Here is a 21,404-nt window from a genome sequence, read left to right on the forward strand (position 1 = left end):
TCTCCAGAAGATAAGCAATTATTTTTCTTAACTATATTCTGTTTTTCTGACTATTCATAACGAATAAGTAAAGATATTGCTCGTAAATCCACACTGATAACGTTAACATAATAAGATAAGATGATAAAGTCAATCTCGCACATCGTCTTTTTTTCACTCTAAATGTTATCGTTAACAACAAGAGTTATTGTGTGATTACGTCTGTTCTTTACCCTTTCAGAGCCCTTAAAAACGCACTCATAGCTCTAAAATATAATAAGGATAATGATATGAAACACCGCTTAGAACAATCAACAAAAGCCTTAGATACTTTGATTGAAAAACGAGGCAATAAATTTTATCCCCAGTTTCATTTGGCAGCACCTGCGGGTTGGTTAAATGATCCTAATGGTCTTATTTATCATGATGGTTTATATCATGCCTTTTATCAGCACCACCCTTATTCTCAAGATTGGGGGCCAATGCATTGGGGACATGCCACAAGCACCGATATGATCCACTGGCAACATCAACCTATTGCATTAGCACCAGGAGATGACTACGACAAAAGTGGTTGTTTCTCAGGATCGGCAATTAGCCATGAAGGTAAACTCTATCTTTTCTATACAGGACACAATTGGTTAGCAGCCGAAGGTGATGATAGCCAAATTTATGAAACGCAATGTGTTGCTATCAGTGAAGATGGTATTCATTTTGAGAAAAAAGGGATCGTTTTAGCCCCCCCTAAAGGTTATATGCATTTTCGTGATCCGAAGGTCTGGTATCAAGAAGGAAAATGGTGGATGGTTGTTGGGGCTCGTGATGAAAAAGACCAAGGTCAAGTCCTCCTCTTCTCTAGCGAAACCTTATTTGAGGAAGGTCAGCAGTGGAACAACGATTACACCGTTTTGGGAAAAACGGATGATAAAAATGTCTATATGTGGGAGTGCCCTGATTTCTTCCCAATTAGCCAAGAAAACGAATTTGCAATCGTCTTCTCACCACAAGGAAAACAAGCCGAAGGTTATCAATATCGCAACCTCTTTCAATCCGGTGCATTAATTGGTCAGTGGTCACCCAATCACCCCTTTAAACCACAAGGGCATTTTATTGAACTTGATAATGGTCATGACTATTATGCACCACAATCATTTACGACATCTGATGGTCGTCGCGTTTCTATGGGATGGATGGATATGTGGAATTCGCCAATGCCTTCAAAATCTGAATTTTGGGCTGGTTGCTTTACACTCCCTCGTGAAATCACTTTTGATAAACCCAAAAATCGCTTACGTATGGTTCCTGTTAAAGAAGTTGAATCATTACGCCAAGAAAAACAGACTATCCAGCCATTAACACTCAGTAATCAATCTATCGAGCTAATCAAGAATACGCCCGCTATCGAACTCGACTTAACGTTATCTTTAGACAGTGGCGCTGAAAAATTTGGCTTATGGCTAGGTGAGGGGCTCGAGCTCTTTGTTGATAATCAATCACATCGTTTAGTTCTTAACCGTCATTATCCTCAGCACAATATCAGTGGAGCTCGAAGTATTCCATTACCTGACGGCTGTGAATTGAATTTACGTATTTTTATTGATCGTTCATCAATTGAGATCTTTGTAAACAAAGGAGAATTCACCTTTAGCAGCCGATATTATGCTCAACAAGATGATCGAGCTTTACGTCTTTTTGCTATGAATGGTGATGCAACCCTAATTCATGGTGAATATTGGCATCTAAATAGTATTTACTCATAATAAATAAGACGTGAGTCTTTAAATAGACTCACGTTCAACTAATTGACAAGGTACGTGTCGGGTATCTTTGTGGTTTCGTTCTTGAATGATATGCAACGTCGCTTCTTTACCTAGTTCATAATGAGGCAGTTGTACCGTTGTTAATGGTGGATAAAACAACTCTCCTGTACCAATCATATTGTCAAATCCCAAAACAGCCACTTGCTCTGGAATACGTAACCCCATAGAAAGTAAAACTTGGTAAGCTAAAAACGCAATACGGTCATTACCACAAATGAGAATATCAAAGTCAGCTTTTTGATGAATACAATGCTTTTTCAATATTTCAATGACATCACGGTAGTGTTCATCGCCAAACATCATCGTATATTGTTGCAGATCTGCCAATGGCAATCCTGCCTCTTGCCAAGCATCTTCAACGGCTTTACGACGAATAGGGCCAGCAACAGACTCTGTTGGGATATAAAAGCACAAAGGACGGCGATATCCTTTTTCGATGACTTTTTTCATCGCAAAATACTGCCCATGATAATCATCGGGAATATAAGTAGGAAAAGCGTGTGTTTTATCCAAACAGTTTGCTAACACTAAATTCTTATCGAGCAATTTTTCATGTACAGTGATTTCACGCAACCCCATCGTTGTATAAATAATACCATCAGGACGTTGAGCCAAAAGTTGCCAAATGGCATTTTCATAACAATCTTGTGCAGTCAAATTGACAACAAATGAGCTCCAACCAAATTCTCTTGCCGTTTGTTCTATCGATAAAATCATTTCGACAGAAAATGGTGTCGTCGCGGTATCAATTGCCAGAACACCAATTGATGATACTTTTGTTCCTTGACCACGAATTTTTCGTGCAGAATAATCTGGAACATAGTTAAGTTGATCAATCGCATTTTGGACTTGTTTCAGTGTTTCTGGTTTTAATAACTCAGGGTTATTAATCGCTCTAGAGACTGTCATCAAAGAAACGGATGCAAGTCGAGCTACATCTTTCAGTGACGCCATAGCATTGGCTCGATTGGTTTATTAAAAAGGATCAATAGAAATAAAGTGCTATTTTACAAGAAGTAAAGTCAAAAATCCACAAAGTGAATTATATTGTAACTAAATGCGACAATTAATGACTTCATAAAAAGACATCTAAATATATTATTTTTTTACTTATTAAGTGAGTTTAATATAGTTAAAATCACTTACGAAAAAAAACTTAGTTACAATTAATAATTGTTATCTCCTCTCTTCATTATAGAAATAAATTATTCTTATCTATAAAATACAAATATTGAAACAAAACAAAGTTCTGATATTTTATCTATAATATAATACAGAAGTATTAATCATTTTTAATTTGATATATTCTGAATATGGCTCCGTTGCGTGAATGTCACCCTACATAAAAAACTTATAAATTAGTCAAATTTCGTTACTCATTCACTTTTAGTGTAAGAGCAGAGTAAAACCAGGAGCAGCATATGGAATCAATAATCCACTTAATCACTTTTGAAGATGACAGTACAAAAGTTCAACTTAAAGCCGTTCTTTCTTCTTTAGCGGCTAATGTGAAAACCTATTCAAATGAACAGGCTTTCTTGAAATACTATTTTTCATCAATAAAAGGAGCGCATAAAGAGTGCATCATAATTAATACAAAAAACAGTGCAGCACCATCAATTGCACTGATTAAAGAACTCAACAAATTGAAAAACATCATCCCTGTTATTATTATTTCAGGGGATAGTTCCATTGAGAGTTGCCGGAACGCATTTAAATCAGGGGCTTTTGAATATTTAACTCGTCCGCTAAATGTGAATGAACTCCTTAATATTGTCTCGGAATCTTTCCTACATTATGAAAGTGAAGTTGAGCAATTCCGAACCTATATATCTCTAAAAGATAAATTTGGTAAGTTATCTAATAGAGAAAAAGAGGTTATGGAGATGATCCTTGAAGGAAATACGAGTAAAGAAGCGGCAGAGAAACTTTCGCTATCACCTCGTACAGTTGAAGTGCATCGTTCAAATATGTATACAAAATTGAAAATAAGATCACTACCACAATTAGTTCAAGAGTATGATTTCTTTAAGAAATATGACTTAAGAGCAAACTGATTTACAATGTGATTTCTATTTATCAATAGGTTGTATTATCTAGCGATATAACGATATGACCTGCTTAATTTTCATTATATTTTATTAATGAGAAAACACTGTGCTTCTAAAAACATTCTATTTTGGATGAATTACACCTAATATGGGAATAATTAATACATTAGACACCATTCTACGATAGGAAGGGCGGCAACTTATTTTGATGCCACCCTTTCATTAGTGTTCGTTTAATTTCAATTTAAAACACTTGTATATATTATTTTCATAATCGCTATTATTAATAACTATTATGATTGTTTTTTATTAATAATAGCAATATAAGAATAGATGAAGCCCTTCATTTGATGTAAATCATTTTTCACTTATTATAAAGATGAATAGTCTCATTTTTAATTTCCCATTTTCTTTATTCTTATTTCACGAAGAAAATTATTCATGATTAAAAAATAATACAAAAGAAATTCCTGTCTCTTTTTTTTATGCCCAATTAAAGACTATTTATGCGTATTGATTTTCGATTTAATAAAAAAATTCTTTATAAGAAAATTCTAATCGAGAGGGGTTAATTCCAGTTATTTAAACTGTAAAATAAGAGATAATAATAAGTATTTCCCTTTATACTCCCTTTTACTTAAGAAATTTATTCTCCTTATACTTTAATTAATGTAATACATTATTTACTATTTCTACTTAATAACAGTCAAATAAAGAGTATCATTAAATGATTACACGATGTAAGTATAATACATTAGTTACCGATAAGTATTAACACCTAGAAAAATAAATAATTATTGATGATTGATTTATAGTCTTAATAAGAGCATAACAAGAAGGAATTCATCTTCATAAAAAAATATAAGATAAACTTATACGTTTATTCTTATTCTCACTTTGTGCAAATGCCCTTATGCTATCCCCTCCTAACTCGCTTTTAACAAAGAAAAAATGAACGCTCAAGATAAAAACCGTCGCCCTATAAAAGCAAGACAAACAAACTGGGCCACAAAGTGCAGTCGCTACTTACAACAAAAAGGGGCAACCCCTAACGGTATTTCCGTGTTTAGCGTCGTATTTGCATTACTTGCAGGCTTATCACTCTTTAGTGCCCTCTTTTACACATCTGGATTATTACGCTCAATTTTACTGATCCTTGGCGCTATCATGATCCAAGGTCGCCTTATTTGTAATTTATTAGATGGTATGGTTGCTGTTGAAGGCGGCATGAAAAGCCCAGTAGGTGCTGTTTATAATGAATTGCCCGATAGAATTGCTGATACTTTAATTATTTTGGGTGTCGGTTATGGATTATCTTCTGATTTTTCTATGGCCATTACATTGAGCTGGGTGGGCGCTTTTTTTGCGGTAATGACCGCTTATGTCCGTGTATTAGGGGGGGCTTGTGGGTTAGATCAACAATTTACCGGCCCAATGGCAAAACAACACCGAATGGCGTTATTAACCTCTGTTGCTGTTATTGCCGCATTTATTCCTAGTCTTTGGGGAACATGGCTCTTTTTTATTTCATTATGGATTATTATTTTAGGTTCAACGCTCACCACAATTTTCAGAACCCGTCGAATTTTACGGGATTTAGCACAAGGTGTCTGATTAATGAAAAATGGAAAACTTGCTTTAGATGCAAAAGTGGTATCATCCGTTTTAGTCTCTATTTGCCGATTCTTAACAGGTATTCGCGCTAAACAAACCTCTCCTATTGCAAAAGATACACCTTGTATCTATTACGCTAACCACTCTAGTCATCTTGATGGCTTAGTTATTTGGTCTTGTCTTTCGCCCAATATTCGCCCTTATGTTCATCCCGTTGCAGCTGAAGATTATTGGAATAAAAACCGCTTACGCCGTTATTTATCTCGTCGTATCTTTAGAGCCATTCTCATTCCTCGTCATGCGACCAAAATGAATTTTCCACAAGAGGAAAATTCTTGCGAGGAAACCGTAGAACAAGGCACAAATAACTCGGCATCATCAGCACAAAATAAAACTAATGCACTTGTCCTGATGCAAGAAATTTTAGACCAAGGAGATTCTTTAATTATTTTTCCTGAGGGTACTCGAGGTAACGGCGAATCTATTCAAGATTTTAAAGCCGGTCTTTGGCATCTCTCTCGTAAAAATCCGAATGTGCAATTAGTCCCTATTTACCTAGAAAACTTAAATAGAGTCCTTCCTAAAGGATCTCGCTTAGTTGTTCCTGTTATTTGCAGTGCCATTTTTGGTGCTCCTATTGGGTCTACTCATGAAAATGAAAGTAAACAAGAGTTTCTAGTAAGAGCAAAAAGTGCGTTAGAGGAGCTACACAATGGAACGTATTAATAATGAAGTCCTCTGGATATTTATCGGGCTCTTCTCTTTCTTAATTATCGCCAGCATTATTGGTGCTATTTTAGCAGCAATAAAAGGTCCTACTTCCACGATTACGAACCTTAATTCAAGGATCAACGCGTGGTGGGTAATGTGTATTATTGCAGGTGTTGCAATAGGCATTGGGGCTATTGGATCTGTCGTCCTATTTACTATTATCTCATGGCTTGCATTACGCGAACTGATTACCTTAACCCCTACACATCGTGGCGACCATGAAGCGCTATTCTGGTGTTTCTTCGTTATATTGCCTATCCAATACATTCTTGTTGGTGTGCAATGGTACAACTTAATGGCGGTATTTATTCCTGTTTACGCTTTCTTATTAATACCAACACGTATGGCGCTTTCGGGTGACACTCGCCACTTCTTAGAACGTATGGCAAAAGTACAATGGAGCGTAATGATAGCCATTTATTGTCTAAGTTATGCACCAGCACTTTTAATGTTGCCAATTGAGGGGTTCGAAGGCCGTAATATCAATTTACTACTCTTTTTAATGATAGTGGTGCAAGTTTCTGACGTACTTCAATATGTATTTGGTAAATTATTTGGCAAACATCCTATCGTGCCTAAATTAAGCCCAAATAAAACAGTGGAAGGCTTTTTTGGTGGCATTATCTCCGCCAGTCTTATTGGTATGATGTTGTGGTGGGCAACGCCTTTCTCATGGTGGGCTGCCTTTTTACTCTCTTTAGTGATTACATTGGCGGGTTTTGCTGGTGGCTTATGTATGTCAGCAATTAAAAGAGACAGTGGCGTAAAAGATTTTGGCACGATGATCGAAGGTCATGGTGGCATGATGGATAGAATGGATTCCCTCTGTTTTGCAGCGCCTATTTTCTTCCATGTTATTCGCTATTTTTACGTTTAGTTTTACGCTGTTTAATCAAATGTAAACGAGCCTATATAGACAAAAATACCGATATGAAAACTATCGGTATTTTTATACTCTCTATTTTTCTCATGCGAATTTAATATCCTTAATTGACTATCATTATATAAATTAAACATTTGTTTTAATTTTAGATTAAAAATCAATTTTATAAATTTAACATAAAATTCAATAAGTTAAATAAATAAATTACAAGCGAAGAGGTCTGATTTCTCTGTTTTCTTATTTATAGTGATAGCCTAGAAAGCCGCTATCTTTTACCCTAGCGCTCCTTTTCATTTTAGAACCTTTACAGTTATGATTACTTGGCTACTTCTTGCTTTTTCTTTGTTATTTTTGGGTTTCAATCGCACTCTTGCGTTTATTACACTAATCTTTACAGCACTTAGCGCATTTATAACCGGTGTTATTACATGGCATACCTTGCCAATTATTTTTAGTATTCTCTTACTCGCCTTCGCCTATTCCCGCTATAAAGAACAGCCTCTACTTAGCGCAATCATCATTCTTGCACTTATCATTATTGCTAGTGGATTAACTTTTCACCTTATTCCTGGTTTCAACAATTTACGTTACCTTTCACATACCATTATAGGGATGAAAAGCGCCCCTTTTTCTTTTTATTTCAATGCCGATAAAGCATTATTACCTTTTATTTTTCTGATCTTTGTGCCTACACTTTTTATCTGCGAACCATTAAAAAAAGCAAATAAATTACAGTGGGTAATGCTAATTATTGCTATTCCTGCGTTGTTATTAATCGCCGTAAAACTGGGGGGATTGGCAATTGAATTGCATTTACCATCGTGGTTACCTGCATTTATTCTCGCGAACCTCTTTTTTGTATCACTTGCTGAAGAAGCATTATTTAGAGGGGTTATTCAGCAAACATTATCACGCTATCTTCCGCCTTATGTTGCACTCTTAATCGCAGCCACTATCTTTGGTTTAGCACATTTCGCAGGCGGATTATTACTGATCATATTTGCTTCACTGGCGGGTATTATTTATGGATTAGCCTGGATGTGGAGTGGTCGGCTTTGGGTTTCAACACTATTTCACTTTGCACTTAATCTGACTCACCTACTCTTTTTTACTTATCCATTTAAAATAGCGTGATCTCTATTTTTCATATCACAATGATGGTCTATTTTTTATTCTGATCTTCACTACCTTTTACTGATATCTTAACTTAGTCAGTAAAAGGATAAGTGAAACGTGAAAGCAATCACACAAATAGAATACCGATCTTCTTATTTGCGCCCATCATCCGATGAAATTTTTGTTAGTATGCTTTATCACTTATCTATAAATAATCAAAACTTCATACGGCAAACAACAATAAGCCAAAAATAATAACATCCATTAACACGATAAGAAGTTGTCTTACTTTGCAGTATAGACCTCAGAAAAAATAGGTAAGCTTTGCTTTGTTTGCTTTTTTTAGTTCAGCATTCTCTGCTGAAAATTTGCCTCTTTCGCCATCAGGACAAAAATATGTTAGACCAAGAAATGATCCGCACTTTTATACAGGTCGCCGATTGCCAAAGTTTTACCAAAGCCGCCGATATGCTTCATAAAACATCCGCGGCAATTAGTTACCGTATAAAAACATTAGAAGAAAATATCGGCACCCAACTTTTTAATCGCACCACAAGAACCGTTACACTCACTCCCGCGGGTGAATACCTATTAGAAAAGTGCCGTCAATGGATTGTATGGTTAGAATCAATGCCTGTAGAACTCCAGCAAATGAACGCAGGTGTCGAACATCAGGTTAATATTGTTATTAATAATCTTCTCTATGATCGTACTGCAGTCGCCAGTATGTTGGCGTGTCTTCATCAACGTTTTCCATCTACCCAATTTCATATTACTCGCCAAGTCTATATGGGGGTTTGGGATGCACTTATTAACGAAGATTATCATTTTGCTATCGGTGTTACAGGCAATGAATCTCTTAAGAATAATATTAACATTTGTGCGATGGGCGAAATTCAATGGCAATTTGTTGTTGCACCTAATCATCCTTTAGCCAATATCAGCGGTGTATTAAGTGACGATCAAATGCGTATGTATTCTGCTGTAAACGTCGAAGATACGTCTCGCCATCTTTCTAAACGTACAGCTTGGCGCTTATCGGGTCAGCACGAGATCCGTGTCCCTGATTTACACACCAAATTAGCCTGTCATTTAAAAGGCGTAGGAATCGGATTTTTGCCATTAAGTTTATGCAAACCACTAATTGATAGTGGACAGTTAATTGCGAAAGAAGTGAAAAATCGTCGTCATAACTCTCCTCTTTCATTAGCATGGTGTGAAGACAAAAAAGGCGCAGTAGTCAGTTATTTAGTGGAGTTATTTAAGCAAAATCATCCTAGCGTACAATCGTTTTACGATCCTTTAAATTAAAAAGGCAAACCAAAGTTTGCCCTTTTACTGTGTATTCAGTCACTATCTGAATAACATACTACGCTTTTGCTTCTTCATTATTGTTGCTTTCTTTAATAAAGAGGCTTGCGACAATACCGATACAAATCAGAATAGCTGCAAAGTAGAAACCGGAGTCCATGCTACCTGTTTTGTCTGATAGGAAACCGGTTAATGTTGGTGCAAAAACAGAACCTAACATACCGATACAGTTATAAACGCCAAACGATGTACCTAGTGCATGTCGCGGTGAGTTATCAGCAACCACAGCAACAAGTACTGGGTTTGTACTAATTTTACCTACAATACCGTAAAGGATCAGAGCACCAATTAATACAGGCATTGATTCTGACATTGGCACAGCAAGAATAGCGATTAATGACAACGGTAACATGATCAGTAATACCGGTTTACGACGACCAATTTTATCTGAAACCCAGCTAAAAATAAGTGAACCAGGAATAGCAAACCACGGCATTAATGATGCGATAGTTGAAATTTGTGTTCCAGTGATCCCACGCTCAGTTTCTAAGTAGTACGGTAACCAAGTGACTAATACAAAGAAGCCATAGATTGAACAGAAGATGGTGACATACGCAAGGTTGATATTGCGATTACCAAATAAATCTTTAAATGTCAGTTTAACCTTCTGTTTTGGTGCGCCATTTTCTGTCGCAGGTTGTGCTTTTGGCTTATCTTTGATGATCCATAACATAACCAACCCAATGATAATAATGGGCACACCAATGATATAGAACGGAGCACGCCAGCTCATTCCCATCTCACCAACAGAAATACTTGAGATGTAGTAACCAATAGATAAACCAAATGCCATACCACTATTGATAATCGCACTACCTAATGTAATACGGTGTTTTGGTATCGCTTCTGAGGATAGACCATACTGAGGACCATAATAGAAACCTTGGAATATCCCTACCATGACCCATGCAAACATAAAGGTCACGTAAGTTGGCATCATACCCGCAATAATGGTAAATCCACCAAAGAGAACTACACCCGTTACTAATACTTTTTTCTTACCTAAATAGTCACCAATCATGCCTGATGGAATATTTAGTGCAGTATATCCGATAAAGAAAATACTCATAATGGAGCCTAGTTGAGCTTTAGTCAGATCAAACTCAGCACCAATATTTACCATTAAAGGACCAACAATGGCACGGCTACCATACAGCGCAATCCAACCAAAGAAGAAGATAATGGTCAGTTTGACCCAATAAGGGACTTTGCCTTTCTCATTCACTTGTGCATCGTTCATAATGACGCTCCTGAAAGAATTTTTATTAAGACTTATAAATTAAAGTGCCAGACTGACCTTCAATAACTTGTTGAATATTTTGTAATGCACCAATATGAGCTTGCTGCCCTGTTGCATTAACAAAATCACTCACTGCCATAATTTTTGGTCCCATTGCCCCATCAGCGACAGCCATTGGTGCAAGTTCTTCTGGTGTTGCTTCACGAATTGCAGCTTGTTCTGGTGTACCCCAATTTTTATAAATAGCATCTGCCTCTGTTAAAATAACAAAGTGCTCTGCATTTAATTCACGAGAAATTAAAGCCGCAGTTAAATCTTTATCAATAACAGCTTCACTACCAATAAATTCATTATTTGAATTGTTGACTGGAATACCGCCACCGCCACCACAAATAACAATATGCCCTTTATCTAATAGAAGTCTTACTGCATCAATATCAATAATCTTTTTCGGTGTTGGCGATGGCACAACACGACGATAATGTTTACCATCTTGTTTAAATGTCCATTGATACTTCGCCATTAATTCGTCTTTATCAGCCTCATCATAAATAGGGCCGATAAATTTACTTGGATCGTTAAATGCTTCATCATTAATATCAACTGAAACTCGAGTCATTACCGTTGTAATTGCTTGCTCAGGATGATTTTGATTAATTTTCTGCATCATCATATAACCAATCATACCTTGGCTTTCTGCGACTAAGATATCCAATGGATAGGCAGGAACATCTTGATATGCAAGGTTTTGCAGTGCAAGTAATCCGACTTGAGGCCCATTACCGTGTACTAATACAACACGATACTCTTTAGCTAATTTATTAATTGTTTCTGACATCAATTCAATATTTTTATATTGATTGTCAGCAGATAAAACTTCTCCGCGTTGCAATAATGCATTTCCGCCTAAAGCAATAACAATTGTTTTCATAATTATCCGTATCCGAATGTTTATATAAATTCTTTTATTAAAAAGATTTAATTAATATGCTGTTGTTGTTTTTTAGCTTGGTAACCAATCCATAATCCTAGTAATGTATCCGCGCCGGAATGATGACCAATAGAGAGTATTTCCAACATATCCTTAAAAATAATCTCTTTATTCTTTATTTTTTTACCTAATTGAATGAGATAGGTAGAAAATATTCCCTGTGTGGCATATTCCAAATAATGCTTACTGACAATGGTGGTCAATTCAAATAAAGGCGGTGTGTTATTAAAAAAATGATTAAGTTTATTTTCTGGCTCTACTAAATAATGTGCAAATAACATACCCACAAGCATATCATCTGAACTTGGCGTTAATCCGGGGCCTTTCCCTGTAAAAATAGCCCAGTTAACAGCATTGCCTAATAGCTGATTATGAAACAGCTTAGTTAATAACTTAATTTCACTCAGTTGCGCGATTTGACGATAATTTTTCAATGATCCGTATAACCCCGTTGCAATCGAGGGTGATAACAGAGAAAAAAAACTTTCTAACCAACGCAAATCTAAATCCGCTTTATCTTGTAAGCGTAAATTTTCACTTTGACCTGCGATCAATGTAAGCTTATTTACGAGTGTCGCTTGATGATTTTTAAGGTTCATCACTATCGAGGGATGGCACTGTTTGGCAAAATAATCAAAATCTTCTTGTTTCAGTAACCATCCCATCGGGCTTAATCCTCTACCTTCACGATGAAAAGTGATTAAGCGTTGTTGAGGACAAATGAAATTCAAAGCATGGTCATAAATGCCCACACATTTAATCTCACCTTCAAAGTCAGTGATATGCTGGCTGGTTTGAAGTGCTTGAATTTGCATAATGCCCCCTTGATTGCTGTACTTTGTCGTTAGAAAACGAGATTAAGCGTCGATACCTAGCTCTTCAGCAAGTGCAACAATCGCTTTTTCAAAACAACCTAAAGGTGCACGTACCGTACCGGCGCCAATCTGACCAACACCTGGCTCTTTATGTGCAATACCCGTGTTGATCAGTGGCGTAATCCCTGTTTCAACAACGCGACGAGCATCTAAACCTAAACATGCGCCTTGGAAATCCCAAGTTGGAATTTGCAACATCATGTTACGAGCAAGGTAGATCTCAGCCATTTCTTCAGTCACTTCACGCGCCGCATCCATACCGCCAGATGCACCGACAAAGCGAGTTACACCAGGTGCTGCAACCATTGCTGCGCCACCAATACCAAAGGTTTCAGTGATTGCACTGTCACCAATGTCTGGGTTTGCATCTGCTTGACTAAAGCCAGAGAAGAACAGACCTTGTGGTGTATTGACTGGTGCGGTAAACCATTGGTCACCCATTCCACTGATTTTGATACCAAAGTTGCTACCATTACGTGTCATCACCGTGACGATAGTACCTTGCTTGATTTGAGCCCCCGCATCCATCGCCGCTTTACAGTAAGCCATGGCTAAGTTCAGGAAGAATTGGTCTGTAATACTCAGGAATTTAGTCACTTTTGTGATTTCAGCTTCTTCAAAATCTAAAGTGCCTAGTACTGGTGCAAGCTGGCGCAGTAACAGTGCAGATGCGGCAATGTTACGTTGGTGGAATTCATCACCCATCGTAATGGCTTGCCCCATAATCGCCGTCAGATCGATACCATTTTCAAAGGTTGCAATCGCTGCTTTTAATACTGGCGCTAAGCTCTTTTGCATCCAATGTAAACGCTCTTGTACATCGGGGCCGTAAGCACCAAAGCGCATCACTTTACCGATACCTTCATTCATGTTGCAGTAAGCGTAGTTACCATGAATGTGGTTTTTAATAACCAGCATTGGCATATGCGCTGAAGTAATCCCTCCCATTGGACCGACTGCATTTACGTTATGGCAAGGAATAAACTCAATTTCACCTGCTTCTAACATGGCTAATGCTTGCTCTTCAGTTTCTGCCCAACCTTCAAATAAAGAAGCACCGATACATGCACCGCGAACAGGACCGCTCATTTCACCCCAAGTTACAGGAGGACCTGCGTGAAGTAATTTTTTACCTGTTTCTAAAGTAGGAACAACTTCTTTTGCTAAGCTAACATCACACCAGTGAGGACGGGCTTCACGGATACGTTCGATAACTGCTTCATTCGCTTGTTCGATAGTTGAGTACATATCTGCAATTCCTTATTTCAATTTCTTTAATATTTCAGCCAGTTTTTTATTGCCACCTGCGACAGGTGCCCACTGATAATGAACAACGGGGGTGCCACTTGATTGCAGATCGTCTGCAAAGCTACGTAATCCTGCATTGATCACAGAGATCCCATTAAGTAGTGGCGATACTTCAGCATGTGCTTCTGCTGGGTGTGGCTGGATTAATTCTTTTGCTAATAAAACGGCTTCTGGCAACGTATCCATCACAATAATGCCCGCTTCTTTTAGCTGTTTTTGCTGTTCGCTGCGGTTTTGTGGATCGTCTTCAGTACCTGTGATAGTTGCGATAGTGATTAGTGGATTGGCTTCGCCACGTTTCTCATTCAGTTTTTTGATTTCTTGAATTAACGCGCCAGCTGGATCTTGAGTTGCACCATAACCAATAACAAAATCAACCAGTAACACGCCAGCTTCTGTTTTATTGCTTAGCTCACTGATAAATTTGTTACGTGTGGATGGGTCAATCATTGGGTGTGGTTTACCTTGTGTATAGAAGTCATCACCCATATCGATAATTTTGTGGCCATCAGCATCTAGCATCGTGCCTTGTTTATGTTCGTTATCGACGTCAACATTCAGTTTTTCAGATAACAACATGGCACACTCAGCCGCTAGCGTACCACCGGCATAAAGACCAATAATTTTTTTACCTGTAACTTTAGGTAGCTCAGCTGCGATATCTTCAACACGTGCTAATTCAGCCGCAATGCGAGCAGTTTCATCTAACGTACGAGTAAAATAGAGGTTGTCGTCTTGGAATTTCTCCGGTGTTGTTCCGAGGAATTGCGCCACAATGGGTTTGTTATGACGTTTCATTTCGGCAATGATTTTTTGACGAACAGCCGGTGCAGGTGGCTTAGAAACAAAAGCGATAACACGTGTATTAGGATCTGCCGCCAGCATATTGATAGCAGTGATTGCACTGATACCACCAATTTGCTCTGTTAAGTCACGCCCACCTAAACCAATTGAGTGAGAAATACCTTGGCGCTGTAAAACGATTTGAGAGGTAATTTCTTGAATACCCGTCCCTGATGCGCCAACAATACCAATCGAGCCTTTCGGTGCAATGTTAGCGAAAGCAAGAGGAGCACCCGCAATATTTGCCGTACCACAGTCAGGTCCCATAACAATCAGACCTTTTGCTGCCGCTTTTTCTTTTAATGCTTTTTCATCTGCAATAGAAACGTTGTCAGAGAACAGCATCACGTTACAGCCATCTTCTAAACCCGTATCTGCTAGCTCAGCAGCATATTCACCCGCAATAGAGATAAGTAACATATTGGCATTATTGCTTTTTTGTTTCGCGGTACGCCAACTACGTACTGTCGTTAATTTGTTACCGCCTTTTTGACCGCTTGCAATTTCTGCAAGAGCTTCTTCCAATGCCGTAGAAATCATATCGATAATGGCAGGATCGTCTGATTCCGCTTTAATCGAAACGCAAATGTCATTCGGTGTTGCTTCGTTAAACATGTCATGCCAGAAACCGGTGACATCAAGAAGAGATTTATTCGCTGGTGTTCCCATCATGACGGAAATTTCTTCCACCTCTGGGGCTTCACTTAATTTTCGGGAAATAATCATCAGGCTTACTGAATCCTGAAAGCTCCCTTTTTTAATAAAAGCATGGATCATTATGATATCCTTAACGCATTTAATATATGTAACAGCACATATCTATTTGCATTTCGTTTTTTTGATAATAAGAAGCCTATTTGCTTAAGTTATTAAGCAATATAAATAAATGTCTGATTTATTAATTTCTAATCTCTGCGTATAAACATACTGAAGAAATATCGAAATGTAGAGTGACCGAAGTCACACTTATTTATTGTAAAAAATTTTTATTTAATCGAACGATATTTATTAAATAAATTATGATGAGGAAAGTTTATTAATTCAGGAATAAAACAAAACAATCTGAGGGGGATTTAACAAAAACCAAACAACAAAAAACCCATAAACTCCAAATAAAACAAAGGCAATCATTATCAAAGTCACAATTTCATAACATACAGCAATAAATAATTATTATCAACAAATAAAAAAAGCTATTTTTCTTTATTAAATTTTTAATTTCATTTAATTTTATTAAACAACAAAAAAGCCTTATATTTAATAAGGCTTTTTAAATAAATTTCATTATTGAACCCTAATATATCCCTATAAAATAATGCCCATAAAGAAAAGACTTTATAGGCATTTTTAAATACAGAGAATAAAAATAACACAGAGAGTTAAAGATTAATTAACGCTGAGAATCTAAAACTTCGTTATTTTTTAATACGTCTTGAGCCTTGCTATAACTTTCAATTAATAACTGATAAGCAGGGAAAATTTGAGTATACGCTTGCGCCCATTCAGCAGCATCAGCACGGTTCCATGTTTTTTGAATTTCAGAAGCAACCGCTGCGGTGTCCATCGGTACTACCCCCGCTTGAACAATACGAGCTAAGGTAATTTCTTCAGCCATTTTACTGTAAGTACCTGATGCATCAATCACAGCAAAGACTTGATAACCTTCAGCAACAGCACTAATTGCTGGAAATGCCATACAGACACTCGTAAAAGTACCCGCGATAATTAATTGCTTTTTACCTGTTGCTTTAACAGCTTCAACAAACTCAGGATTATCCCAAGCGTTAATTTCACCTTTACGTGCAATGTATTTTGCATGAGGTGCATTTTGATGAATTTCAGGAATTAATGGACCATTAGGACCTTGCGGTACAGAAGCGGTTGTAATAACAGGCATATTAGCTAATGTTGCCATTTTCGCTAATACTGAAGCGCGAGCTCGTAATTCCGTCATTGGCATATCACCTACAGTTTGAAATAAACCACTTTGGTGATCAATTAATAACATAACAGCATCTTCTGGATTAATTACAGGGCGTTGACCATTAAAATTGGCTGGAGTGCTCAAAAGGCGGGGTGTTAGATATGGTGCAGTTGTGGATTAATCTTCCATCTGAGGCTAAATCAGCACCTGCTGGCTATCCGTTATTAAAAGAAAGCGCGATCCCTGTACTTCCTTTGGCAGATAATGCCGGTCAATTGCGCGTTATTGCTGGGAATTATCATGACACGTATGGTGCAGCAAAAACCTTTTCGCCTGTCGATGTGTGGGATCTCCAATTAAAGAGCACAAAATCAGTGACGCAGCCAACTAAGAAAGATCGCTATGTTGGCTTAGTGGTTTTACACGGCAGTGTTTATCTTGATAATCAGACTCAATTACAAACAGGTGATTTGGTTATTTTAGATAATGAAGGTGGCACTGTTAATCTTGAAGCGATTGAAGATGCCATCGTCTTATATCTCAGTGGTGAACCTATTAATGAGCCTGTTGTAGGTTATGGCCCTTTTGTGATGAATATAAATTTGTAATAATGCGACAGGGCACGAAAGTTTAATGGTGCCATGTGGGTGCCCTTGTGCTGAACAAATAACTTCTTCCGCAATTTCAGCTTCTGCAACGACATTTTTACACTGCTGATAAAATGTCTGTCCGATTTTAGTGACATGAAATTGACGTGTAGAACGGTAAATCAAAGAAACATTAAGCTTTTGTTCCAAATCAGCGATACGACGACTTAGTTTAGATTTAGGTATACCTAATGTTTCTGCTGCTTGAGAAAAACCGTCAAACTCAACAACTTTCACAAAATAGTAAAGATCATTTAAATCGTACTTCATTGTGTATCACCTATTAGGTTATTTTCAATATTTAGCTGAATTGTTTCAAATACCGATATTATGGCAAAAAATAATGGTAAATATTATTTACCATTATTCAACTATTGTTAATGACATTATAATCACATAGGTTAATAAAATAAAGACGACCAAAAATAATAACACAATCTTTTATAAAATTATCAATTTAATATTACAAATGTGATGCAAAATAAAATCACATACCATAATTATATTTTATTTCCACCTATCATTAAATTTAGTTTTTATTATTAAAGTTTAGTTATAATAAAAAAAGAAACAAAAACAACAATAAAAACAGAAAGATAAATAATCACTCTGTATCTTAATAACATTAAGTTACATAAAACCTATTATTTTAAAATTAAGTTAATAAATAATTTTGTTTTTATGACACCAATCAATGAATGTTTAATAATATGTTAATAAGATTCTCTCCAATAAAAACACTTATTAGCTTTATTTTTTACTTCCGATTATTTATTTAACCTGCAACCTAATGGAATAACCTGATGAATAAATTAACTCCATTACGACCTATACCTACATTAATCGCCGTTTCTATTGCTCTTATTATCTGGTTTCTTATTCCCGTACCACAAGGTGTTGACCCCAATGCTTGGCATTTATTAGCACTCTTTGTGGGTACTATCGCCGCGATTATTGGTAAAGCACTTCCTATCGGTGCTGTTTCTATTATTGCCATAGCATTGGTCGCTGTTACTGGTGTCACTAATCCTAATTCAACCAAAGCTGCTATCGGTGATGCATTAAGTGGATTTTCCAATGATCTTATCTGGTTAATTGGTATTTCCATTATGGTATCAATGAGTCTAAATAAAACAGGGCTTGGTGCTAGAATTGGTTATTATTTTATTTCACTATTTGGTAAAAGAACCATTGGAATAGCCTATTCATTAGCAATTGCCGAAACAATTTTAGCCCCAGTAACACCCAGTAATACCGCACGAGGTGGTGGGATTATTCACCCGATTATGCGATCAATTTCAGATAGTTTTAACTCTAAAGCGGAGGATGGCACAAGTGGCAAAATAGGTCGTTATCTCTCTTTAGTGAACTACAATATAAATCCTATTACTTCCGCTATGTTTATTACGGCAACAGCCCCTAACCCGCTCATTGTCAGTTTAATTATTAGTGAAACAGATCCTACACATGAGCTTAGTTGGTCTATGTGGGCAATTGCGGCTTTTGTGCCAGCTATCGTTTCATTAATTTTAATGCCTATTGTTATTTATCTACTTTATAAGCCCGAAATAACCAGCACTCCAAATGCGCCTCATTTTGCCAAAGAGCGTTTAGCACAATTAGGTCCTATTTCATTACCTGAAAAAATAACGCTTGCTGTCTTCGCCTTATTATTAATTATGTGGGCTGGTGTCCCTGCATTATTATTTGGTGACGGATTTAGTGTTAATGCAACAACAGCGGCATTTATTGGTTTGTCGATTTTATTATGTACAGGCGTTTTAAATTGGGATGATATTTTAAAAAACAAAGGTGCATGGGATACAGTAGTTTGGTTCTCTGCATTAGTAATGATGGCATCCTTCTTAGGAAAATTAGGATTAATTAAGTGGTTATCACTCAGTGTCGGAGCAAGTATTGATAGTATGGGCATTAGTTGGGTCAGTGGCATGATATTACTGGTACTGATTTATGTTTATTCTCACTATTTCTTTGCCAGTACCACCGCTCATATTACAGCAATGTTTGCCGCATTTTATGCCGCAGGGTTGGCTCTTGGCGCACCACCAATGTTATTAGGGCTGATTTTGGCATTCTCATCTTCATTAATGATGTCATTAACACATTATGGTACAGGTACTGCGCCCATCATTTTTGGTTCAGGTTATGCCACATTAGGTGAATGGTGGAAAACAGGCTTTGTGATGAGTGTAGTTAATCTTATCATCTGGATCACGCTTGGCAGTGTATGGTGGAAAGTATTGGGATATTGGTAAGAATAAATCCCGCCAAGAAGCGTAAATGCCTAAGTATTCGTGGTTACATCATTGTTCTAAATGATGCTTCACGTCTTAGGCATTATTCTAAACAACTCTCATTGTATAAAAATCACTTCGGCCATGTAGTGATTTTTTTGATTATCGATTTTATCTTTCTCAAGCTTATTATCTTCGATAAGCAAATCACTTAAAAAATATTCTGGTTCAACGTCAAAAAGATAAGATAAACAATAAAGCGTTTCGGCATGAATGTTTGTGTCTCCATTTTCATAACGAGATTGATGTTGTTGACTAATTCCAAGTAATGCACCGAGTTCATCCCCAGTCATGCAATACATTTCTCTCAAACTTCGGATCTTTTTTCCAACTAATTTTGATATTTTCTTGTTCATAGTAAACTTCCTCATAAACAAATAAAATACAATATATTATTCATATAAAATATTGACTGTTGCGACTGAATTTGCTGTACCTGCTGTTATCTTATCGCCAGTCTTAATATAACGCGCTTTCCAGTTAAAAATATAATCACCTGAAGGAACATTATTTTGTAAATTAAGCTTTGTATTTAATTTAATTGGATTATTATTACTATTAACTATTTGGATACCAATACCGGTTGCACGGTTAGAACCCGATAAATTTAATTTCCCTGTATTAGCATCAATATATCCTGCACTACTTGTCACTGTTGCTTTAATATTTGTTCCAGCAGCGCAACTTAACGTAAGCGGAATATTAACATTTTGACTCACATCTCCAATATTTTTAAACTGTGTGTCGTACCACGTTCCTAAATTTATATTGTAGTTATCTGCTTTTGTTGTACATTTCAATGAATTTACTGTTATTGCACCAACAGGAATTCTTAATGTTGATAAGATCCATTGGTGATTATTAGGTAAAGTATTGTTTTGTACCATTCGAGCTAAATTCCCTCCCTTTAATAAACCGGATTGAGTTACTCTGCCTGTTTTTATAATTTCAATAACCCAAGCTGGGTTAGCTATTATATATTTCCTGCCCTCATTATTATTAGAATAATCAATATTGATATAACCAATATTATTCATTTTTACTTTTAATACAATACCAGGAATATTGGTGGCTACTATCTTATTCGAATTAGGAACCCATCCATTAATAAAACGCCCAGACAGAACAGAGTCTCCACATATTCCCTCCTTTTCTTTAAATGTACTTATAAAAGAGGGGTTATAAAGAAGTGTAATTGTATCAAGTGTTCTTGTCGTCAGATCGTCATATTGAATATTAAAAACACGATTTGGTACATCAACTATCACATTCTTGTAATTTGGATTTTGTACACATGCTGCAGTAGAATAAGTAGAGTAAATTAATATTCCACTTAAGAGTAATGGCTTAATTATTATATTTTCCATTTTTAGCCTCATTATTTTTTAAAAGGATAGCTTTAATTTCATGATCATCTTTTTCATCTAAAATAAAAAAATCTTTTAAATGAATATTAAATATTTCCGCGTATTGATTAAGTCTATCCAGATTAATTCTATTAATTCCTCTTTCATATCTTGATTGTTGTTGTTGACTAACCCCTATTAGGGCAGCCAATTCATCTAATGAGATCCCCTTCATTTTTCTATAATAAGTAATTTTTCTACCTATTGCTTTCGATACTGGATAGCGATTAATCACTTTCCACTCCTAGGT

19 protein-coding genes and 1 pseudogene are annotated in these 21,404 nt (G+C 36.5%); 9 read left to right on the top strand and 11 right to left on the bottom strand.

The window, feature by feature from the left end; translation table 11 throughout:
• Positions 1 to 269: 269 nt before the first annotated feature.
• The gene (locus DK865_RS02295; RefSeq protein ID WP_109391087.1) at positions 270 to 1,739 is read left to right on the top strand and encodes a glycoside hydrolase family 32 protein; all 1,470 of its coding nucleotides are present in this window, start codon (positions 270 to 272) and stop codon (positions 1,737 to 1,739) included.
• 18 nt (positions 1,740 to 1,757) lie between these two features.
• Here the strand turns inward: DK865_RS02295 and DK865_RS02300 are convergent, their stop codons facing one another.
• On the bottom strand, positions 1,758 to 2,753 hold the full coding sequence (locus DK865_RS02300) for a LacI family DNA-binding transcriptional regulator (RefSeq protein WP_109391088.1): 996 nt from the start codon (positions 2,751 to 2,753) through the stop codon (positions 1,758 to 1,760).
• Positions 2,754 to 3,220: 467 nt separating this feature from the next.
• Here DK865_RS02300 and DK865_RS02305 point away from each other — a divergent pair, with 467 nt between their 5' ends.
• The 6 genes from DK865_RS02305 to allS all read left to right on the top strand — a co-directional run bounded on the left by DK865_RS02305 (position 3,221) and on the right by allS (position 9,545).
• The gene (locus DK865_RS02305; protein ID WP_023582638.1) at positions 3,221 to 3,856 is read left to right on the top strand and encodes a response regulator transcription factor; all 636 of its coding nucleotides are present in this window, start codon (positions 3,221 to 3,223) and stop codon (positions 3,854 to 3,856) included.
• A 945-nt stretch (positions 3,857 to 4,801) separates the two neighbouring features.
• Complete coding sequence (locus DK865_RS02310) at positions 4,802 to 5,464, top strand: CDP-alcohol phosphatidyltransferase family protein (RefSeq protein ID WP_023582639.1); 663 nt, start codon at positions 4,802 to 4,804, stop codon at positions 5,462 to 5,464.
• A gap of 3 nt (positions 5,465 to 5,467) precedes the next feature.
• Positions 5,468 to 6,190 (top strand): lysophospholipid acyltransferase family protein, encoded by a 723-nt coding sequence (locus DK865_RS02315; RefSeq protein ID WP_023582640.1) that lies wholly within the window; start codon positions 5,468 to 5,470, stop codon positions 6,188 to 6,190.
• Positions 6,177 to 7,112, top strand: coding sequence for a phosphatidate cytidylyltransferase (locus DK865_RS02320; protein ID WP_023582641.1), 936 nt, complete (start codon positions 6,177 to 6,179; stop codon positions 7,110 to 7,112). Before DK865_RS02315 ends, DK865_RS02320 begins: the two co-directional genes overlap by 14 nt.
• A 318-nt stretch (positions 7,113 to 7,430) precedes the next feature.
• Positions 7,431 to 8,252 (top strand): CPBP family intramembrane glutamic endopeptidase, encoded by an 822-nt coding sequence (locus DK865_RS02325; RefSeq protein ID WP_023582642.1) that lies wholly within the window; start codon positions 7,431 to 7,433, stop codon positions 8,250 to 8,252.
• A gap of 378 nt (positions 8,253 to 8,630) precedes the next feature.
• Complete coding sequence (gene allS, locus DK865_RS02330) at positions 8,631 to 9,545, top strand: HTH-type transcriptional activator AllS (RefSeq protein ID WP_023582643.1); 915 nt, start codon at positions 8,631 to 8,633, stop codon at positions 9,543 to 9,545.
• Between the two features lie 58 nt (positions 9,546 to 9,603).
• Here allS and DK865_RS02335 read toward each other — a convergent pair whose 3' ends face one another.
• The 6 genes from DK865_RS02335 to DK865_RS02360 form a co-directional block, all read right to left on the bottom strand.
• Positions 9,604 to 10,845, bottom strand: coding sequence for an MFS transporter (locus DK865_RS02335; protein WP_023582644.1), 1,242 nt, complete (start codon positions 10,843 to 10,845; stop codon positions 9,604 to 9,606).
• Positions 10,846 to 10,870: 25 nt separating this feature from the next.
• A complete protein-coding gene (locus DK865_RS02340) occupies positions 10,871 to 11,776 on the bottom strand; it encodes a carbamate kinase (RefSeq protein ID WP_023582645.1) in 906 nt (301 codons plus the stop codon).
• 47 nt (positions 11,777 to 11,823) lie between these two features.
• The gene (locus DK865_RS02345) at positions 11,824 to 12,651 is read right to left on the bottom strand and encodes a DUF2877 domain-containing protein (protein ID WP_023582646.1); all 828 of its coding nucleotides are present in this window, start codon (positions 12,649 to 12,651) and stop codon (positions 11,824 to 11,826) included.
• Positions 12,652 to 12,693: 42 nt separating this feature from the next.
• A complete protein-coding gene (locus DK865_RS02350) occupies positions 12,694 to 13,959 on the bottom strand; it encodes a YlbE family protein (RefSeq protein WP_023582647.1) in 1,266 nt (421 codons plus the stop codon).
• Positions 13,960 to 13,971: 12 nt separating this feature from the next.
• A complete protein-coding gene (locus tag DK865_RS02355; protein WP_023582648.1) occupies positions 13,972 to 15,639 on the bottom strand; it encodes an acyl-CoA synthetase FdrA in 1,668 nt (555 codons plus the stop codon).
• Between the two features lie 613 nt (positions 15,640 to 16,252).
• Entirely contained in the window at positions 16,253 to 16,930 is a 678-nt protein-coding gene (locus DK865_RS02360; protein WP_109391089.1) for a hydrolase, read from the bottom strand.
• Positions 16,931 to 16,947: 17 nt separating this feature from the next.
• Here DK865_RS02360 and DK865_RS02365 point away from each other — a divergent pair, with 17 nt between their 5' ends.
• Positions 16,948 to 17,394, top strand: coding sequence for a pirin family protein (locus DK865_RS02365; protein ID WP_228407714.1), 447 nt, complete (start codon positions 16,948 to 16,950; stop codon positions 17,392 to 17,394).
• On the opposite strand, the pseudogene DK865_RS02370 reads toward DK865_RS02365, so the two are convergent.
• Positions 17,380 to 17,703: pseudogene (locus DK865_RS02370) on the bottom strand (LysR family transcriptional regulator); the annotation flags it as partial. The gene DK865_RS02365 and the pseudogene DK865_RS02370 overlap by 15 nt on opposite strands.
• A 533-nt stretch (positions 17,704 to 18,236) precedes the next feature.
• On the opposite strand from DK865_RS02370, the gene DK865_RS02375 reads away from it, so the two are divergent.
• Positions 18,237 to 19,709 (top strand): anion permease, encoded by a 1,473-nt coding sequence (locus DK865_RS02375; RefSeq protein ID WP_109391090.1) that lies wholly within the window; start codon positions 18,237 to 18,239, stop codon positions 19,707 to 19,709.
• Positions 19,710 to 19,807: 98 nt separating this feature from the next.
• On the opposite strand, the gene DK865_RS02380 is transcribed toward DK865_RS02375, so the two are convergent.
• The 3 genes from DK865_RS02380 to DK865_RS02390 are packed head-to-tail and all read right to left on the bottom strand — an operon-like array spanning position 19,808 to position 21,389.
• Complete coding sequence (locus DK865_RS02380; protein WP_036913742.1) at positions 19,808 to 20,104, bottom strand: helix-turn-helix domain-containing protein; 297 nt, start codon at positions 20,102 to 20,104, stop codon at positions 19,808 to 19,810.
• A gap of 36 nt (positions 20,105 to 20,140) precedes the next feature.
• Positions 20,141 to 21,115: a fimbrial protein gene (locus tag DK865_RS02385; RefSeq protein WP_109391091.1), complete on the bottom strand. Its 975-nt coding sequence runs from the start codon at positions 21,113 to 21,115 to the stop codon at positions 20,141 to 20,143.
• Entirely contained in the window at positions 21,096 to 21,389 is a 294-nt protein-coding gene (locus tag DK865_RS02390) for a helix-turn-helix domain-containing protein (RefSeq protein WP_109391092.1), read from the bottom strand. The genes DK865_RS02385 and DK865_RS02390 overlap by 20 nt, the downstream gene beginning before the upstream one ends.
• Positions 21,390 to 21,404: the final 15 nt, after the last annotated feature.

The organism is Proteus cibi (assembly GCF_003144405.1).
Classification (GTDB): Bacteria; Pseudomonadota; Gammaproteobacteria; order Enterobacterales; family Enterobacteriaceae; genus Proteus; species Proteus cibi.

Bases quoted from the DNA above. Each gene is read 5' to 3' on its own strand.
- DK865_RS02345 (WP_023582646.1), bottom strand. From the start codon at position 12,651: ATGCAAATTCAAGCACTTCAAACCAGCCAGCATATCACTGACTTTGAA.
- DK865_RS02295 (WP_109391087.1), top strand. From the start codon at position 270: ATGAAACACCGCTTAGAACAATCAACAAAAGCCTTAGATACTTTGATT.
- DK865_RS02325 (WP_023582642.1), top strand. From the start codon at position 7,431: ATGATTACTTGGCTACTTCTTGCTTTTTCTTTGTTATTTTTGGGTTTC.
- DK865_RS02300 (WP_109391088.1), bottom strand. From the start codon at position 2,753: ATGGCGTCACTGAAAGATGTAGCTCGACTTGCATCCGTTTCTTTGATG.
- DK865_RS02320 (WP_023582641.1), top strand. From the start codon at position 6,177: ATGGAACGTATTAATAATGAAGTCCTCTGGATATTTATCGGGCTCTTC.
- DK865_RS02335 (WP_023582644.1), bottom strand. From the start codon at position 10,845: ATGAACGATGCACAAGTGAATGAGAAAGGCAAAGTCCCTTATTGGGTC.
- DK865_RS02385 (WP_109391091.1), bottom strand. From the start codon at position 21,115: ATGGAAAATATAATAATTAAGCCATTACTCTTAAGTGGAATATTAATT.
- DK865_RS02340 (WP_023582645.1), bottom strand. From the start codon at position 11,776: ATGAAAACAATTGTTATTGCTTTAGGCGGAAATGCATTATTGCAACGC.
- DK865_RS02315 (WP_023582640.1), top strand. From the start codon at position 5,468: ATGAAAAATGGAAAACTTGCTTTAGATGCAAAAGTGGTATCATCCGTT.
- DK865_RS02355 (WP_023582648.1), bottom strand. From the start codon at position 15,639: ATGATCCATGCTTTTATTAAAAAAGGGAGCTTTCAGGATTCAGTAAGC.
- DK865_RS02380 (WP_036913742.1), bottom strand. From the start codon at position 20,104: ATGAACAAGAAAATATCAAAATTAGTTGGAAAAAAGATCCGAAGTTTG.
- DK865_RS02365 (WP_228407714.1), top strand. From the start codon at position 16,948: ATGGTGCAGTTGTGGATTAATCTTCCATCTGAGGCTAAATCAGCACCT.
- allS (WP_023582643.1), top strand. From the start codon at position 8,631: ATGTTAGACCAAGAAATGATCCGCACTTTTATACAGGTCGCCGATTGC.
- DK865_RS02305 (WP_023582638.1), top strand. From the start codon at position 3,221: ATGGAATCAATAATCCACTTAATCACTTTTGAAGATGACAGTACAAAA.
- DK865_RS02375 (WP_109391090.1), top strand. From the start codon at position 18,237: ATGAATAAATTAACTCCATTACGACCTATACCTACATTAATCGCCGTT.
- DK865_RS02350 (WP_023582647.1), bottom strand. From the start codon at position 13,959: ATGTACTCAACTATCGAACAAGCGAATGAAGCAGTTATCGAACGTATC.
- DK865_RS02310 (WP_023582639.1), top strand. From the start codon at position 4,802: ATGAACGCTCAAGATAAAAACCGTCGCCCTATAAAAGCAAGACAAACA.